Below are 15,618 nucleotides of genomic sequence, written 5' to 3' on the forward strand. Positions count from 1 at the left end.
CCGCGCGCCCCCACCGGTGCGCGGCCGTGCCAAAACCGGCCGAATCCTACCAATCGGCGGTGTTACGGGGAATTTCGTTTGTTCACGGGAAACGAACGGCGGTGCACACTCTGGGCGAGGACGTCGAGGGAGGTTCGTGATGGCGACGCGTGAGGTTGCGGAGCTGAATGGCGACGGGATTGCGGCGGAGCTGCGGGCGGCGGTCCATGCGGTGAACGAGGCGCTTGGTTCGCCGGTGGCGTTTCGGCCGATCGACTGGTCGCTGGAGCGGCGGGAGGCATCGCCGGCAGTGCTGGAGGAGGGGATCGAGGCGGTGCGAGCGCTGGGCGCTGCGATGAAATATCCGACGGTGACAGAGACGGTGAGTCCGAACCAGGTGCTGCGCGACCGGCTGGGACTGGCGGTGATCCACCGGCCGTGCCGGAGCTACCCGGGGGTGAGCCGGAACTACACGGGGAAGGTGGACCTGCACGTGGTGCGGATCGCGACGGGCGGAACGTACGAAGACGCGGGGATCCGGATCGGGTACTACTCGGCGGTGAGCGTGCGGGTGATGGAGCGGACGCCGGTGGAGCACGCGGCGCACTTTGCGTTCCGGCTGGCGGAGCAGCACCGCCAGGCGGTGACTTCGACGAGCAAGTACACGATTCAGCGGGCGACGGACGGGCTGTTCGAGGAGGTGGTGGCGGAGGTGGCGACGGAGTACCGGAATGTGACGCACAACCGCGAGCTGTTCGATGCGCTGCTGGCGAAGCTGATCATCAACCCGGAGCGGTACGACGTGGTGGTCTGCCCGAATGAGTACGGGGACTTCCTGAGCGACATGGTGTACGGGCTGGTGGGTTCGATCGGGCTGGGGGCGAGCGCGTCGTATGCGTTTTCGAAGAGCCACCAGCCGATCATTGGGGTGTTCGACCCGGCGGGCGGAACGGCGCCGGACATCGCGGGGAAGGGGATCGCAAATCCCTCGGGGGCGATCGAGGCGTTCGGCTACCTGCTGCAGTTCTGCGGGCACGGGGCGCTGGGGCGGCAGCTGGTGGATGCGGTGCACGACACGATTGCGGCCGGCGAGAAGACGCGCGACCTCGGGGGAACGCTGGACACGATGGCGTTCACGCAGGCGGTGATCCGGCGGGCGGTGCCGGCCTGAGGACGGCTAGACGGCCGGGCGGCGGGTGACGATGGCGAGGGTGAGGTCGCCGCGGGTCTTTTCGAGGATGCCGCGGACCTGGTCGGTGGTGCGGCGGAGGCCGCCGGTCATTGCGTCGGGGTAGTCGATGGTGACGAGGACGTTGTAGATGTCGTCCATGGCGGCGAGGAGGGCTTCGCAGCCGTCGAAACTGCCGGAGCGGAGGCGGTCGAGGATGACGCGGCGGAGTTCGCCGACGGCTTCGCCGATGCCGTTGAGGTAGGCGGGGTCTTCGACGCTGAGTTCGGCCGGGCCGGGGATGGCGCCGCCGGCGCAGAGTTCGAGGGTGGTGACGGCCTCGACGTATTCCTTCTGGGCGTCGTGGAGGAAGCCGGCGTGGTAGACGTCGGCGTGGCCTTCGAGGGCGCGGACGGCGGCTTCGTGGGTGGCGCGGGCCTCGGCGATGAGGCGGCGGGCGGCGTCGAATTCGCCGCGGTGGACGGCGCGGATGGCGTTGGCGCTGGTGCGGATGATGACGCGTGCGGCGGCGAGGGCCTGTTCGCGGGCGGCGTTCTTGGCGGCGAACCGCTCGAGGATTTCGGGGACGACGCGCTCGAGCGGCCCGGTACTCACAGGTCTTTGACGGGGTCGGGGAACTCGCCTTCGCGGGCGGCGTCGATCATGGTGCGGGCCTCTTCGGGGAGGTCCATGCCGTACTCTTCGAATTTCTTTTCGACCCAGGTGCCGATCTGGCGCGGGTCGCGGTAGTCTTCGGGGCCGCCGCGGCCGGCGGAGGGGTCGCCGTACTTTTCGAGGATGTCCTGGCGGGTGTAGGTGCGGCCGAACTTCGACATCATGCGGCTGGTGTTGGAGCTGCCGCAGTGTTCGCAGGGCGGCCGGACCTCGGTGTCGATCTTCCGGGTGAAGTAGTTCGTCACCTTTTTGCAGTCGGCGCAGCGGAACTCGTAGATCGGCATGGTTCTATTGTCGAAAGGGGCCGTGGCGGTGTCCACGGCCCCGGGCAGGGCGGTCAGGGCGCGGGGTCGAGGAGGTCCTTGAAGCCGGTGGGCGCGTGGGGGCCGAGGACGATGAGTTCGAAGACGCCGAGCCCTTCGCGGCTGCCGGCGCGGACGCGGGAGACCTGCTGGACATGGAGGTTCTGGAGCGGCTGCTCCTGGCTGAGGATGTACTCGGTGCCGTCGACGACGTCTTCGCCGACCCACATGCCGTGGCCCCAGGTGGGTTCGCCGTAGCCGAGGCCTTTCATGAGGAAGGGGTAGAGCGGTTCGACGGCGATTTCGAGCGGCTCGCCGTTCGCGGGGGCCAGGGTGATGACGGCGGACTGGAGCCAGCGGGTGCCGGACTTGAAGGTGAGCCGGTAGTCGACGGCGGCTTCGGTGAGTGTGGCGTCGGGGTAGGGGGTGAGGATGACCCCGGACTGGTGCCAGCGGGTGCCGTCGGCGGATTCGGAGACGGTGTAGAGGGTGCAAAGGTCGGGGAAGTTGAGCGGCGCCCAGTTCCAGAAGAACTGGGGGACCTGCTTCGGCGGGGCACCGCGGGGGTCGCGGCCGCCGACGGGGCGGATGCCCCAGGAATGGTCGCGGGAGCCCCACCAGGTGGCGGGGTCGAGGGTGAATTCGCGGCCGTCGACGCGGATGGTGCCGGACCAGCCGCCGTGCTGGGTCATGCGGGTGTAGTCCATGACGGGGACGTTGCCGGCCATGCGGAAGAAGTGGGGTTCTTCGACGGGGAGGGAGCGGGCATGGAAGACGAGGTCGGCTTCGATGCCGTAAGGGTTGGGGGCGACGGTGACGCGGAGGTCGTGTAGCGGGCGAAGGACTTCGACGGCGATGGGGCCGACGGCCGCGGCCATGCGGTCGGGGCCGAGCCGCTTCGAGGCGCGGACGACGCGCTGGCGGCCGTCCACGACGATGCTGAAGGCGGCGTCGGTGATGCCGAGGTTGGGGTACTGGCCCATGGCGACGCCGAAATAGACGGAGGCGTCGGGGCTGTATCCGTTGAAGAAGTAGCGGTCGTAGAAGTTGCGGTCGCTCGTGAAGACGCGGTCGATGGTGCAGGGGGTCTGGTGGATGAGGTAGTCGTCGGCGGGGGTAATCGCCATGGCCGTGCTCCGGTGAGGGGTCGGGGCGGAACATACGCGCCGGGATGTGAACGGGTCAAAGGCCGGGAATGCCGACGCCGCGGAAGTGGTGGATGGCGCGGGCGCGGCCGCCGGCGTCGAGGTCGACGGTGACGACGTCGATGCGGGTCGTGTCCGGGTCGAGGGCTTCGCGTTCGCAGTAGGCGAGCGCCGCGGCGAGGAGGCGTTCGAGCTTGGCGGCATCGATGGACTCGGCAGCGAGGCCGGGCGCGCCGCGACGGGTGCGGACCTCGACGAAGACGGTGGTGTCGCCGTCGCGGGCGAGGAGGTCGATTTCGTGGGGGCCGATGCGGAGGTTGCGGGCGAGGATGGTGAGGCCGGCGGCTTCGAGGCGGTGGGCGGCGACGCGTTCGCCGAAGTCGCCGAGCCGGCGGCGGGGAGTCACCATGGGAGGGCGAACTGGGCGACGGGGGCGTAGCTGCGGCGGTGGACCGGGCTGGGGCCGCGGGCGGCGAGGCGCTCGCGGTGCTCGGGGGTGGGGTAGCCCTTGTTTCGGCAGAAGCCGTAGCCGGGGTAGCGGGCGCAGAGTTCGACCATGACGGCGTCGCGGGCGACCTTTGCGAGGATGGAGGCAGCGGCAACGGCGACGGAGAGGGCGTCGCCATCGATGACGGGGCGGACGTTGGGGAGGGGGAGGTCGAGGGCGTCGCTGATGATGGCGCCGGGGCGGACGGCGAGCTGTTCGAAGGCGCGGAGCATGCAGAGGCGGCGTGCCGGGAGGGTGCCGATGCGGTCGATCTCCTCCACGGAGGCCCAGCCGATGGCCCAGGGGACGGATGCGCGGATGCGGGCGGCGAGGCGCTCGCGGGCGGGCTCGCTGAGGACTTTGGAATCGCGGACTTCGCGGTACCAGGCGAGGCGGCGGCCGCGGGGAAGGGCGACGACGGCGGCGGCCACGGGACCGGCGAGCGGCCCGACGCCGACTTCATCGACGCCGGCGACCCACTCGGCGCCGGCGTTCCAGGCTTCGCGCTCGAAGCGGAGGGACGGGACGGGGGCCGGCACGGGGGAAGTGTAGCCGACGCGGGCGGCAGCGGCCCGGGCCCCGGGGGCCTCCGCCGCGGAAGGCGGGGCTTTGGTAGGCTGTGGGGGTGACCGGGGAACGGAAGTACGCCGAGGCGGGGGTCGATATTGCGGCGCGGAGCCGCTTTGCGAAGTCGCTGCCGGGGATACTTGCCCGGGCGCGGCGGCCGGAGGTGCTGAGCGATGCCGGGCCGTTCTCGGGGCTGTTCCGGCTTGGCGACCGGTACCGGGACCCGGTGCTCGCGGCAAGCGCGGACGGGATCGGGACGAAGGTGAAGCTGCAGCTGGCAGCGGGGCGGCTCGACCTCTGCGGGCCGGACATCATCGGGCACAGCGTGAACGACATCCTCGTGTGCGGGGCGGAGCCGCTGTTCTTCCTCGACTACATTGCGGGGAACGGGCTTTCGAACGAGCAGAAGCAGGCGCTGGTGGAGGGGGTTGCGAACGCGTGCGCGGAGGTCGGGTGTGCGCTGCTGGGCGGGGAGACGGCGGATATGCCGGATGTGTACCTGCCGGGGGAGTTCGACCTTGCGGGGTTCATCGTTGGGGTGGTGGAGCGGGACGCGATCATCGACGGGACGAAGATCCGGCCGGGCGACGTGCTCATCGGGCTGCCGAGTTCGGGGCTGCACACGAACGGGTTTTCGCTGGCGCGGCGGGCGCTGGATGTGGCGAACGGTGAGCCGGCGGAGGAGACGCGGCGCCGGCTGGAGGAGCGGCCGCCGGAGCTGGGCGGGTTGACGCTCGGGGAGGCGCTGCTGGCGACGCACCGGCCGTATGCGCGGGAGGTGCGGCCGGTGATTGACCGGGTGCACGGGATGGCGCACATCACCGGGGGCGGCTACCGGGAGAACGTGCCGCGGGTGCTGCCCGAGGGGGTGACAGCGGTGATCGATACGCGGGCGTGGGAGGTGCCGGGGATCTTCCGGCTGATCGCCGAGCGGGGGCGGGTTTCGGCGGAGGAGATGTACGAGGTGTTCAACATGGGGATCGGGCTGGTGCTCATGGTCGGCGCGGAGGATGCGGAGGGGGTGCTGGCGGCGGTCCCGGGGGCGGTGCGGATTGGGGAGATACGGGAGTGGACGGGCCGGCCTGTGGAGCTAGTCGGGCTGGAGCAGGGGCAGCGGGGCTAGCCGGCGAAGGAGCGTGCGGCGCCGGCCGTTCGATTGTTTGCGTTGTGTTTACCGTTTGGCACCGCCTATCGGGGAATCTCCCGATAGCGGCCGGCGCAGCCCTTGAAGGACGATTGGTGTGCGCCCGGATGCCGGAAGGAGGTTGTGCGATGCGCGTGGTGTGTGCCTGGTGCGGCGCTGTGCTCAGCGAGGGGGAGGGTGCGGTTTCGCACGGGATTTGCCGGGAATGCGAGGTGCTGTTCGAGCGGGCGTACCTGCGAGGCCTCGCTGAGCGGCGCCGGCAGCCGCGACGTGTTCGGGTAACGCTGCGGGCGGGGGCCCCGCTCCCGGGCTTCGAACGCGAAGGGGCGCCGGCGGGCGGGCCGGTGTGCGCGGCGGGGGCTACCAGCGCAGCCGGTCGATAATCGCCGCGGGGAGGCGGCGGAGGCGGACGTCGCCGAGGCTGGCGACGAGCCACCAGGAGAGGATGACCACGACGCCGCCCATGACCATGTCGAAGAAGTAGTGGTTGCCGGTGACGGTGACGGCCCACCACATGACGGCGGACATGGCGACGGCAGCGGCGCGGATCAGCCGGCTGCGGGTGCTGGTCCAGATGGCCATGGAGGAGAGGAGGATCCAGCCGAAGTGGAAGCTGGGGAGGGCGGCGTAGTCGTTCACGAAGGGACCGGGCTGGAAGTAGTGCACACTGCTGGCGGCGCCGTGGACGGTATCGACGAAGCCGAAGTCGTAGCCGTGGAGCGCCATGAGCCGCGGCGGAGCGGCCGGCACGAGCCAGTAGGCGGCGATGCCGACCAGCGCGGAGACGACGAGGACGTTGCGGACGAAGCGGAAGCGGACGGGGTCCTGCCAGAGGAGCCAGAGGCCGATGGCGAGCATGACGGGGTAGTGGCCCCAGGCGTAGACCCAGTTGGCAACGGCCATGGCGGGGCCGATGTCGAGGAAGGCGGCCTGCAGGCGGGCTTCGAGGAAGAGGCCGAGCTGCTGTTCAAGGTGGATGAGGCGGAGGCTGCGCGCGACGGCGGCGTCGACATCATCGGGCCGGATGCCGCGGAGGAAGAAGTAGGCGAGCATGAAGGCCGCGGTGAAGGCGGCCTCGGCGGCGACAGCCCGCAGGCGTGCGGCGGGCCGGGAGGGAGGAGCGCAGGGAGCGGGAGCGGTGAGTGCCATGGTGTGCTGCGGCAACCCGTGTTACCAGTCCGTTAACGCTACCGTACGGTAAGTTAGGGTGGCAAGGGCCGAATGACAGCCCGGGAGGTGTAAGAGCGGCGTGTAAAGCGTGTGCCGGGGAGTAAGCGCGTTGCGGCGAGGTGCCGCATACTGTACATGAGGGGTATGCCGATGAACGCTACGGACGACCGCGAGACGACCATCCCGGCAGGCCGCGATGCGGAATTCACCGGGCTGATCCGGTGCAAGCGCTGCAACCTTTCGTACACGCCGTCGAAGTCGACGAGCGCGCTGCGGCTGACGTACTGCAGCTTCCTGTGCGAGCTGGGGGACCTCGGCTTCAGCATGCAGGGGCTGGAGCACATGGAGCGGGTGAAGAAGACGGACGAACAGCCGAAGGAGCCGGTTTCGGCGGGCACGGAGTAGCCTTGCCGCGACGGCAGCGCATTGAGGACGCGGACCCCGCGGGGAGCGGGGTCTTTTGTTTTGTGCGAAGGATTTGGGTAGGCTACGGCTCCCGGCAGCGCCGGAGACTGGCAGGGGCGTGATGATGGCCGCGATCACCCACCGGACGGTTTCGACGAACGGCATCGAGATGCACATCGCGGAGGCGGGGAGCGGGCCGCTGGTGGTGCTGTGCCACGGGTGGCCGGAGTCGTGGTATTCGTGGCGGCACCAGCTGGTTGCGCTGGCGGAGGCAGGTTTCCATGCGGTGGCGCCGGACCAGCGCGGATACGGGCAGACGACGGCGCCGCCGGAGATTGAGAAGTACACGCAGCTCCATCTCGTGGGCGACATCGTCGGGCTGCTCGATGCGCTGGGCGAGGAGACGGCGGTCATTGTGGGGCACGACTGGGGGGCGCCGGTGGCGTGGAACTCGGCGCTGCTGCGGCCGGACCGGTTCCCGGCGGTGGTGGGGATGAGTGTGCCGTATGCGCCCCGGGGAGACGTGCGCCCGACGGACGGGATGAAGGCCATCTTCGGGGACAATTTTTTCTACATCCTGTACTTCCAGGAGCCGGGGAAGGCCGAGGCGGAGCTGGAGGCCGACGTGCGGACGACGATGCGGAAGCTGCTGTACTCGGCCTCGGGGAACCTGGTGCCGACGCCGGAGATGGCGCGGCCGCGGCCGAAGACGGCGAAGTTCCTCGACAACATGGTGGACCCGGCGGAGCTGCCGCCGTGGCTGAGCGAGGCGGACCTGGAGTTCTTCGTGGGCGAATTCAGCCGGACGGGGTTCCGGGGCGGGCTGAACTGGTACCGGAACATCGACCGGAACTGGGAGCTGATGGCGGCATGGCGGAATGCGAAGGTGACGGTGCCGGCGCTCTTCATCACGGGGGAGCGGGACCCGGTGCGCGGCTTTGCGCCGGAGGCGAACATCCGGCAGCACGTGCCGAACCTGAAGGACCTGGTGCTGGTGCCCGGGGCGGGCCACTGGGTGCAGCAGGAGGCGCCCCAGGCGGTCAACGAGGCGCTGATCCGGTTCCTGCGGAGCCTCTGACCCGGGGTCAGCCGTAGCTGCGGGCGAGGCCGGCGCGGGCGTCGGCCTGGATGCCGTATTGGGGGATGGGGTAGCGGAGGCCGTTGGCGGCGAGGCGCTCCATGCCGGCGATGGCGCGGGGGAGGTACTTCGGCGGGAGAGCCATGAGCAGCTCGTCATCGAGAACGCCCCCGTAGCGGCGCTCGGCGTAGCAGGGGATGGCAAGGCTCGGTTCGCCGGTGACGAGGGCGCGGCCCCAGCTATCGGCGCAGGCGGATTCGCCGACGACGCCCCACTGGAATTTGCGGTAGCCGCTCCACTGGAGGCCGTTGATGAAGATGATGGCCTGGCCGGGGGTGAGGTAGATGAGGCAGATATCGGGCGGGTCGAGGCGGCCGGAGGTGAGGGGAGAGACGGCCATCGCGCGGTAGCGGCCGAAGGGAACGACGTCCATGGCGGCCTGGTGGGCGGCGGCATCCTCGGGCGTTTCGAACCAGACGCCGGCCATGCGGCGGCCGGAGCGCCATTCGTCGTCCTGGGGGTGGAGGCCGATGACGGCGCCGCACTGGGCGCCGACGAGGTCGTCGGCGGTGATGCCGACGGTCCAGCCGAGGCGTGCGGCCTGGGCGACGATTTGGTCTGTGGTATGAATGGCGTTCGGGCGGCGGATGCGCGGGATTTGCTCCATCTCTTCGACGGTTTCGAAGAGCTTCATGCCGATGGGGGTGGTGCGGAGTCGGAGCAGGCGGTTGAGCGCGTCGACGAGCGCGTTCCAGTCGTAGCGGGCGGGTTCTTCGAGGGGGACGCTGCCGGGTTCGATGACGGACACGGGGCACCTCCGGGGCGGGCGTGCCGGTATGGTAGCGCGGAGAGCGGGCGGCCGGGGGACCGCGGGAGGCTGTGCGCGACGCAGTTCAGGGCGCGGATGCGGGGGCTTCTGCCTGTTCGAGGGCGGCGAGGATGGCGTCGAGCGAGGTGAACTTGACGCGGGGGCGGCCTTCGCGGGCGCCGGCTTCGCGCTCGAGCCGGTCGATGCGCTGCCAATCGGCGCAGGTGAGCCAGCGGACGCCGCGGGCGGCGAGGAGGGCAGGGACGGTCTCGGCGCCGGGCTCAGGCGGGGCAGGGAGACGGCCGGCGGCGGCATCTTCGACGAGGCAGCGGACGGTCTCGGCGGCGTCGGGCTTGTTGGTGCCGATGACGCCAGTGGGGCCGCGTTTCAGCCAGCCGGCGACGTAGAGGCCCGGGAGGGGCGCGCCGGTGGCGGGGTCGATGACGCGGCCGGCGCGGTTTGGCACCACGCCGAGGCGGTCATCGAAGGGGAGGCCGGGGAGGGGGAGGGCGCGGTAGCCGACGCTGCGGAAGACGAGCCCGGCGGGGATGACTTCTTCTTCGCCGGTGGGCTCGGCGGCGATGCCGCCGGAGGGGGTGGCGACGAGCCGGGTGCGGGTGCAGCGGACGGCGGCGACGGTCCCGCCCGGGCCGGGCAGCAGTTCGAGCGGGGTGATGCAGAAGCGGAGGTGGAGGGTGCGGGGCCGGGGCGGCCCGGGGCTGGCGGCGATCTCCTGGATGAGCTGGACCTTCCGGGCAAGGGTGCGGTCGGCGGAACGTTCGACCTCTGCGGCGCTGAGGGGGTCGAGCGCGGCCTCATCGGGGCGGATGCGGAGCGCTGCGCCTTCGAGGGTGGTCAGCTCTTTGAGTTCAGGAGTTGTGAAGGCGGCCTGGGCGGGGCCGCGGCGGCCGAGGACGTGGACCTCGCGGATGCGGCTGGCTTCGAGGGCCTCGATGGCGTAGGCGGGCATGTCGGTGCGGCGGAGCTCACCAGGGGTGAGGCAGAGGATGCGGGCGACATCGATGGCGACGTTGCCCATGCCGACGATGACGGCGGCCTCCTGTGCGAGGTCGACGGCGAGGGTGCAGTAGTCGGGGTGGCCGTTGTACCAGGCGACGAAGGCGGTGGCGGGCAGGGAGCCGGGGAGGTCTTCGCCGGGGATGCCCATGCGGCGGTCGGACTGCGCGCCGGTGGCGAAGCAGGCGGCGTGGTAGAGGCGGCGGAGGTCATCGAGGGCGAGGTCGCGGCCGTATTCGACGCTGGCGAAGAGGCGGACGCGTGGGTCGTGGAGGAGGGGTTCGAAGGCGCGGGTGACGCCCTTGATTTTCTGGTGGTCGGGAGCGACGCCCGCGCGGACGAGGCCGTAGGGGGTGAACAGCCGCTCGAAGACGTCGACAGTTACGTCGAGTTCCGGCTCGGCGAGGAGGTGTTCGAGGGTGTACATGGCGGCCGGCCCGGAGCCGATGATGGCGACGCGGAGCGGGCTCGGGCTGCTCACCGGCCGACCCCGAACTGTTCGATTTCGGCTTCGAGGCGGAATTCGAGGGTTTCGACGCGGCCGGCGAGGCTCTGGAGGAGGGCCTGGGCGAGGTCGCCGGTGGTGACGAGGCCGACGAGCAGGCCGTTATCGACGACGGGCAGGTGGCGGAAGTGGCCGGAGGTCATGACGGCGAGGACGGTCTCGAGGTCGTCGTCGAGGGTGCCGCAGATGACATCGCGGGTCATGACGTCGGCGACGGGGAGGTCGAGGACGGGGCCGCCCGCGGCGAGGGCGCGGATAATGTCGCGCTCGGAGATGATGCCGGCGACGGCGCCGGCGCCATCGAGGACGACGAGGGCGCCGATGTTGCGGGCGGCGAGTTCAGCGACGGCTTCGGCGATGGGGGCGGAGGCGGCGATGGTGGCGACGTGGGTTCCGCGTGTGGCGAGGACGGCGGCGAGCTTCATCGGGCGCTCCCGGGGTAGTGTGCCGCTCGCGTGAGAGGGAACCACACGGCGTGATGGCGGTGCAATCGGGGAACTCCCCACCGGCGGGAGGGTAGCACGCGGAAGGCAGCGGGGCGGCGGTCGAACGGCCACGGGGAGAGGGACGGAGGTCCGCCAGGGGCCGGCGTCAGGCGGGGGTAGAGGTGAGTGCACCAACGGCGGCGGACACGAGGGCGAGCACTGCGAGCGCCAGAACGATGGTGCGAGGGTTCATTGCAGCGCCTCCCGGGCGATGGCGAGGAGGTCATCGACGTGGATATCCGTGCCGCGGACAGCGACCTGGAGGCTTCGCCGCTCATCCCAGACCACGACAGCGCTTTCGCCGAATTCGTCGCGGAGGATGGCGCGGCCGAGTGCGGCCGGGAGTCCGTTCACGGTGGCCGGCTCCCAGCGCTCCGCGGCGACCTGGGAGGCAAAACCGGGAGCGGCGACGAGCTGCTTGAGGATGACGACCTGGCCGCCGTGTTCGACCTCGAACCAGCTCTTGCCGGCCGCCATCTCGGCCCGGGCGTTCGGGGATGGCGGAATCTCGAGGGTGACTTCGGAGGAGACGATGTTGCCGCCGCAGCGGACGGCGCGGGCGTGCGCCGGAACGCCGTTGACGGGGAAGCGGTCGGGGAGCGAAAGCGGCGTCCCGGCGGCTTCGCCCGGGTCGACCCACTGCGCCTGACCTGGAGCGCACCACGCGCCAAGGTCGGGGGAAGCGGTCGGCCCCACCCTGATGCCGTTGATGACCTGGTCGTACCTGGGGAGCGCCCTGTCGGCCTCAATGTAGGGCATGCCCCAGCCGGGCCTGCTCGTATCGATTGCGTCGGCCGGCCGCGGCGTTGGGAGCGGCGTGACGTCGGCCGGGCCTGAGGGCGCTGCACGGGGCGACGCCACGGCGGCCTCGTCCGACCCGAAGAAGGCACGACCAGCCGTGAAGCCGCCGACGGCGACCGCGGCAGCGAGGGCAGTCCCGAGCGCCATCTGCTTCGGGCTGAGACGATTTCGCAGCATGGATGCAGTCCTTCCGCCAGAGGAATTATCCGGCGGATGGTAGCGGGCGTCTACGCCGCCAGACTGAGGAAGATTCTCAGTTGCGCGTGACGCCGACGCTGCGATGCGGGCGCAGACCCTGGCGGCGCAGAAGAGAGGCCTGGCCGTCTTCCGCGGTTGTCAGCCCGGCGCCAGCAGGCGGGCCGGGGGGCTACACTACGGCGGGCACCGACCGGGACACAAAGGAGGGAACGATGACGGAGCGCTGGATGCCGGCATGGGAGATCGCGGAGCGGGTGCGCGCAGGGGAGCTGCGGGCGCGCGAGGTGACGGAGCGGGCGCTGGGGCGGATCGCCGAGCTCAACCCGGCGTTGAACGCCTTCATCCAGGTCGACGCGGAGGGTGCGCTGCGGCAGGCGGCGGCGATCGATGCGCGGGTCGCGGCCGGCGAGGACCCGGGGCCGCTGGCGGGGGTCCCGCTGGGGGTGAAGGACCTGGAGCCGGCGAAGGGGCTGCTGTTCACGCTCGGCTCGCGGGCGTTCGCGGGGCAGGTCGCGGAGGAGGATTCGGTGCAGGTGGCCCGGCTGCGGGCTGCCGGGGCGGTGATCATCGGCAAGACGAACACGCCGGAGTTCGGCTACAAGGGATTCACGGAGAACCGGCTCTGGGGGCCGACGCGGAACCCGTGGAACCCGGCGAAGACGCCGGGGGGTTCGAGCGGGGGTTCGAGCGCGGCGGTGGCCGCGGGGATGGTGCCGCTGGCGACGGCCGGCGACGGGGGCGGGTCGATCCGCATCCCGGCGGCGATGACGGGGTGCTACGGGATCAAGCCGACGGCGCACCGGATTCCGCGGGCGGGCGAGCATGCGCCGACGTGGGGGTACTTTTCGACGCTGGGCCCGATGGCGCGGACGGTGCGGGATGCGGCGCGGTACCTCGACGTTGCGTCGGGGCCGCACCCGGACGACCCGGAGGTGCTGGACGGGCCGACGGGGTTCGAGGCGGCCGTGCTCGGGCCCGCGCCCCGGCTGCGGCGGGTGGCGTGGAGCGCGGACCTCGGCTACGCGGCGGTCGACCCGGAGGTGGCGCGGGTGGCCCGGGCGGCGGCGGAACGGCTGGCGGCCGCCGTCGGGGCGGAGCTGGAGGAGGCGCACCCCGGGTTCGGCGACACGATGGAGGCGTGGATGACGATCGCGGCGGCAGGGGATACGCGCCTCGTGGACGACATGACGGAGGAGCAGCGGGCGAAGCTGGAGCCGGGGTTCCTGCGGTTTGCGGAGGTGGGCCGGAAGTACACGGCGGTGGATGTGGCGCGGGCGCTGGAGGAGCGGCACCAGGTGAACCGGAAGATGACGCGGTTTTTCGAACGGTACGACCTGCTGCTGACGCCGACGACGGCAGCGACGGCGTTCGCGGCGGAGGGGCCGCCGCCATCGGAGATCGGGGGGAAGCAGGTGGGGCCGGCGGGATTCATCCCGTTCACGTATCCGTTCAACTTTCTCGGGCTGCCGGCGGCCTCGCTACCGGCGGGGCTGGCGCCCGACGGGCTGCCGGTAGGGCTGCAGGCCGTAGCGCCGCGCTTCGCTGACGCGCTCCTGCTGCGGGTGAGCGCGGCGTACGAGCTGGCGAGCCCGTGGCGGTACCCGGGCCAGGATTGACGGAAGCGCGCGGTCAAACGGCCCGAAAAGGCGGGCTCGTTCGGCCCGCCATCCGTTCAACTGAAGCTGGCATGCTGGGCCGGAAGAACCACGGGAGGTGAACCGACGATGGGACGACTCGACGGCAAGGTGGCGATTGTGACGGGCGCGGGCTCCGGCATTGGTAAGGCTGCGGCGAAGCTGTTCGCGGCCGAGGGGGCGAAGGTAGTGTGCGCGGACGTGACGGGCGCGGAGGCTGCGACGGCGACGGAGATTGGACCGGCGCAGGCCGCGGCGATGACGGTCGACGTCTCGAAGGCGGCCGACGTCAGGGAGATGATGGAGCGGACGAAGGCGCTCTACGGGCGGCTGGACGTGCTGTTCAACAACGCCGGCATCGAAGGAACGCCGGCGCCGACGCCGGACTACGAGGAAGAAGAGTTCCACCGGGTGATGCATGTCAATGCGTTCGGTGTGTTCCTGGGGATGAAGTACGGGATCCCGCTGATGCTGGAGACCGGGGGCGGGTCGATCATCAACACGGCGTCGGTCGCGGGGCTGGTGGGGTTCCCGGGCCTGGTCGCGTACACGGCATCGAAAGGCGCGGTCATCCAGATGACGAAGACGGCGGCCCTGGAGTTCGCGGCACAGGGGATCCGGGTGAACGCGATCTGCCCGGGGGTGATCCGGACGCCGATGGTCGAACGGTTCACTGCAGGGCAGCCGGACGCTGAGGCGCAGCTGACGATGGCCGAGCCGGTGGGGCGCATGGGGACGCCGGAGGAGGTGGCCGCGCTGGCGCTCTTCCTTGCGAGCGACGAGTCATCGTTTGTGACGGGCGCTGCGCTGCCGGTGGACGGCGGGTTCGTGGCGCGGTAGGCGGACCAGGAGCTGCGGGAGGCGCGCTGGCCCGGCGCCGGGGGCTTTAGCACTCGTTTTGGTACACTGCTAACTGATGGCGACGGGTCAGCGCGACTACTACGAGGTCCTCGGCGTGCCGCGGACCGCGAACCAGGCCGAGATCAAGCGGGCGTTCCGGAAGCTGGCGATGGAGTACCACCCGGACCGGAACCCTTCGCCGGATGCTGCCGAGAAGTTCAAGGAGATTAACCGGGCATACGAGGTGCTCGGCGACGAGCAGAAGCGGGCGATGTACGACCGGTTCGGGCACGCCGGGGTGGAAGGCACGGGCGCCGGAGCGGCCGGGTTCGACGGGTTCGCGCACTTCGAGGGCTTCGGGGACATCTTCGATGCGTTCTTCGGCGGGGCGGCGCGGCGGGGGCGGCGGCGCGGCCCGCAGCGCGGGAGCGACCTGCGGTACAACCTGCGGCTCACCTTCGAGGAGGCGGTCTTCGGCTGCGAGAAGGAGATCGAGTACCAGCGGCTGGAGCGGTGCAGCGTCTGCGGGGGCAGCGGTTCGGAGCCGGGGAGCATGCCGGCGGTCTGCCCGGAGTGCAACGGGATGGGGGAGATCCGGCGGGCGCAGCAGAGCTTCTTCGGGCAGTTCGTGAACGTGATGACCTGTCCGCGGTGCCAGGGCGAGGGCCGGGTGATTACCAGCCCGTGCGCGGCCTGCCGCGGGAGCGGGCGGGTGCGGGAGACGCGGCGGATTGTGGTAAAGGTGCCGGCGGGCGTCGACGACGGGGCGCAGATCCGGCTCTCGGGCGAGGGGGAGGCCGGGCCGCGGGGCGGCGAGCCGGGCAACCTGTACGTGGTGCTGAGCGTGGCGCCGCACGAGCGGTTCCACCGGGTGGAGGACCATATCGTGCTGGAGCTGCCGGTGAACATCGCCCAGGCGGCGCTCGGCGCGGCGGTGACCATCCCGACGCTGGACGGGGAGATGGAGCTGGAGATCCCGGCGGGGACGCAGAGCGGCGAGGAGTTCGTCATCCGCGGGAAAGGTGTGCCGCACCTCCGGGGGACGGGCCGGGGCGACATGATTGTCCGGGTGACGGTGGTGGTGCCGGAGGAGCTGACCGACCAGCAGCGGAAGCTGCTGGAGCAGCTCGCGGAGACGATGGGCACGCCGACGCTGCCGAAGCGGCACAAAGGGTTCTTCGAGCGGCTGCGCGATGCGATGGCGGGCTGA

Annotated in this window: 17 protein-coding genes; 7 read left to right on the plus strand and 10 right to left on the minus strand. The window is 70.9% G+C overall.

Going from position 1 to position 15,618, the window contains the following annotated elements:
* Window positions 1-139: 139 nt before the first annotated feature.
* Window positions 140-1,150, plus strand: a complete 1,011-nt coding sequence (locus tag A9A59_RS01020) for an isocitrate/isopropylmalate family dehydrogenase (RefSeq protein WP_098502505.1) — start codon at window positions 140-142, stop codon at window positions 1,148-1,150.
* 6 nt (window positions 1,151-1,156) lie between these two features.
* Here A9A59_RS01020 and A9A59_RS01025 read toward each other — a convergent pair whose 3' ends face one another.
* The 5 genes from A9A59_RS01025 to A9A59_RS01045 are packed head-to-tail and all read right to left on the minus strand — an operon-like array spanning window position 1,157 to window position 4,295.
* Complete coding sequence (locus A9A59_RS01025) at window positions 1,157-1,762, minus strand: translin family protein (protein ID WP_098502506.1); 606 nt, start codon at window positions 1,760-1,762, stop codon at window positions 1,157-1,159.
* Window positions 1,759-2,106: an FmdB family zinc ribbon protein gene (locus A9A59_RS13890; protein WP_098502507.1), complete on the minus strand. Its 348-nt coding sequence runs from the start codon at window positions 2,104-2,106 to the stop codon at window positions 1,759-1,761. The genes A9A59_RS01025 and A9A59_RS13890 overlap by 4 nt, the downstream gene beginning before the upstream one ends.
* A 53-nt stretch (window positions 2,107-2,159) precedes the next feature.
* Window positions 2,160-3,251 carry an Rv3169 family protein gene (locus tag A9A59_RS01035; protein ID WP_098502508.1) on the minus strand — a complete coding sequence of 364 codons (1,092 nt, stop codon included), beginning with the start codon at window positions 3,249-3,251 and terminating at the stop codon, window positions 2,160-2,162.
* A gap of 55 nt (window positions 3,252-3,306) precedes the next feature.
* A complete protein-coding gene (locus A9A59_RS01040) occupies window positions 3,307-3,675 on the minus strand; it encodes a YraN family protein (protein WP_278286745.1) in 369 nt (122 codons plus the stop codon).
* A complete protein-coding gene (locus A9A59_RS01045; RefSeq protein WP_098502510.1) occupies window positions 3,672-4,295 on the minus strand; it encodes a ribonuclease HII in 624 nt (207 codons plus the stop codon). The genes A9A59_RS01040 and A9A59_RS01045 overlap by 4 nt, the downstream gene beginning before the upstream one ends.
* An 86-nt stretch (window positions 4,296-4,381) precedes the next feature.
* Here A9A59_RS01045 and purM point away from each other — a divergent pair, with 86 nt between their 5' ends.
* Window positions 4,382-5,446, plus strand: coding sequence for a phosphoribosylformylglycinamidine cyclo-ligase (gene purM / locus A9A59_RS01050; protein WP_098502511.1), 1,065 nt, complete (start codon window positions 4,382-4,384; stop codon window positions 5,444-5,446).
* Window positions 5,447-5,827: 381 nt separating this feature from the next.
* On the opposite strand, the gene A9A59_RS01055 is transcribed toward purM, so the two are convergent.
* Entirely contained in the window at window positions 5,828-6,616 is a 789-nt protein-coding gene (locus A9A59_RS01055; protein ID WP_133117462.1) for a phosphatase PAP2 family protein, read from the minus strand.
* 165 nt (window positions 6,617-6,781) lie between these two features.
* On the opposite strand from A9A59_RS01055, the gene A9A59_RS01060 reads away from it, so the two are divergent.
* Window positions 6,782-7,042, plus strand: a complete 261-nt coding sequence (locus tag A9A59_RS01060) for a hypothetical protein (RefSeq protein WP_098502513.1) — start codon at window positions 6,782-6,784, stop codon at window positions 7,040-7,042.
* 124 nt (window positions 7,043-7,166) lie between these two features.
* Window positions 7,167-8,120: an alpha/beta fold hydrolase gene (locus tag A9A59_RS01065; RefSeq protein ID WP_098504762.1), complete on the plus strand. Its 954-nt coding sequence runs from the start codon at window positions 7,167-7,169 to the stop codon at window positions 8,118-8,120.
* A 7-nt stretch (window positions 8,121-8,127) separates the two neighbouring features.
* Here the strand turns inward: A9A59_RS01065 and A9A59_RS01070 are convergent, their stop codons facing one another.
* The 4 genes from A9A59_RS01070 to A9A59_RS01085 form a co-directional block, all read right to left on the minus strand.
* The gene (locus A9A59_RS01070) at window positions 8,128-8,919 is read right to left on the minus strand and encodes a DUF169 domain-containing protein (RefSeq protein WP_423242393.1); all 792 of its coding nucleotides are present in this window, start codon (window positions 8,917-8,919) and stop codon (window positions 8,128-8,130) included.
* A 94-nt stretch (window positions 8,920-9,013) separates the two neighbouring features.
* Window positions 9,014-10,426, minus strand: coding sequence for a ferredoxin--NADP reductase domain-containing protein (locus A9A59_RS01075; protein WP_098502514.1), 1,413 nt, complete (start codon window positions 10,424-10,426; stop codon window positions 9,014-9,016).
* Window positions 10,423-10,875 (minus strand): CBS domain-containing protein, encoded by a 453-nt coding sequence (locus A9A59_RS01080; RefSeq protein ID WP_098502515.1) that lies wholly within the window; start codon window positions 10,873-10,875, stop codon window positions 10,423-10,425. Before A9A59_RS01080 ends, A9A59_RS01075 begins: the two co-directional genes overlap by 4 nt.
* Before the next feature lie 249 nt (window positions 10,876-11,124).
* Window positions 11,125-11,913 (minus strand): hypothetical protein, encoded by a 789-nt coding sequence (locus A9A59_RS01085; protein WP_098502516.1) that lies wholly within the window; start codon window positions 11,911-11,913, stop codon window positions 11,125-11,127.
* A 233-nt stretch (window positions 11,914-12,146) separates the two neighbouring features.
* Here A9A59_RS01085 and A9A59_RS01090 point away from each other — a divergent pair, with 233 nt between their 5' ends.
* The 3 genes from A9A59_RS01090 to dnaJ all read left to right on the plus strand — a co-directional run bounded on the left by A9A59_RS01090 (window position 12,147) and on the right by dnaJ (window position 15,618).
* A complete protein-coding gene (locus A9A59_RS01090) occupies window positions 12,147-13,550 on the plus strand; it encodes an amidase (protein ID WP_165772410.1) in 1,404 nt (467 codons plus the stop codon).
* 108 nt (window positions 13,551-13,658) lie between these two features.
* Window positions 13,659-14,408, plus strand: a complete 750-nt coding sequence (locus A9A59_RS01095) for an SDR family NAD(P)-dependent oxidoreductase (RefSeq protein WP_098502518.1) — start codon at window positions 13,659-13,661, stop codon at window positions 14,406-14,408.
* 76 nt (window positions 14,409-14,484) lie between these two features.
* Window positions 14,485-15,618: a molecular chaperone DnaJ gene (dnaJ, locus tag A9A59_RS01100; RefSeq protein ID WP_098502519.1), complete on the plus strand. Its 1,134-nt coding sequence runs from the start codon at window positions 14,485-14,487 to the stop codon at window positions 15,616-15,618.

It is taken from the genome of Tepidiforma thermophila (assembly GCF_002563855.1).
Taxonomy (GTDB): Bacteria; Chloroflexota; Dehalococcoidia; order Tepidiformales; family Tepidiformaceae; genus Tepidiforma; species Tepidiforma thermophila.

What these genes read in the sequence shown, in the direction of transcription:
- A9A59_RS01020 (WP_098502505.1), top strand. Translation starts at nt 140, where the DNA reads ATGGCGACGCGTGAGGTTGCGGAGCTGAATGGCGACGGGATTGCGGCG.
- A9A59_RS13890 (WP_098502507.1), bottom strand. Translation starts at nt 2,106, where the DNA reads ATGCCGATCTACGAGTTCCGCTGCGCCGACTGCAAAAAGGTGACGAAC.
- A9A59_RS01035 (WP_098502508.1), bottom strand. Translation starts at nt 3,251, where the DNA reads ATGGCGATTACCCCCGCCGACGACTACCTCATCCACCAGACCCCCTGC.
- A9A59_RS01055 (WP_133117462.1), bottom strand. Translation starts at nt 6,616, where the DNA reads ATGGCACTCACCGCTCCCGCTCCCTGCGCTCCTCCCTCCCGGCCCGCC.
- A9A59_RS01060 (WP_098502513.1), top strand. Translation starts at nt 6,782, where the DNA reads ATGCCGATGAACGCTACGGACGACCGCGAGACGACCATCCCGGCAGGC.
- A9A59_RS01065 (WP_098504762.1), top strand. Translation starts at nt 7,167, where the DNA reads ATGGCCGCGATCACCCACCGGACGGTTTCGACGAACGGCATCGAGATG.
- A9A59_RS01080 (WP_098502515.1), bottom strand. Translation starts at nt 10,875, where the DNA reads ATGAAGCTCGCCGCCGTCCTCGCCACACGCGGAACCCACGTCGCCACC.
- A9A59_RS01085 (WP_098502516.1), bottom strand. Translation starts at nt 11,913, where the DNA reads ATGCTGCGAAATCGTCTCAGCCCGAAGCAGATGGCGCTCGGGACTGCC.
- A9A59_RS01090 (WP_165772410.1), top strand. Translation starts at nt 12,147, where the DNA reads ATGACGGAGCGCTGGATGCCGGCATGGGAGATCGCGGAGCGGGTGCGC.
- A9A59_RS01095 (WP_098502518.1), top strand. Translation starts at nt 13,659, where the DNA reads ATGGGACGACTCGACGGCAAGGTGGCGATTGTGACGGGCGCGGGCTCC.
- dnaJ (WP_098502519.1), top strand. Translation starts at nt 14,485, where the DNA reads ATGGCGACGGGTCAGCGCGACTACTACGAGGTCCTCGGCGTGCCGCGG.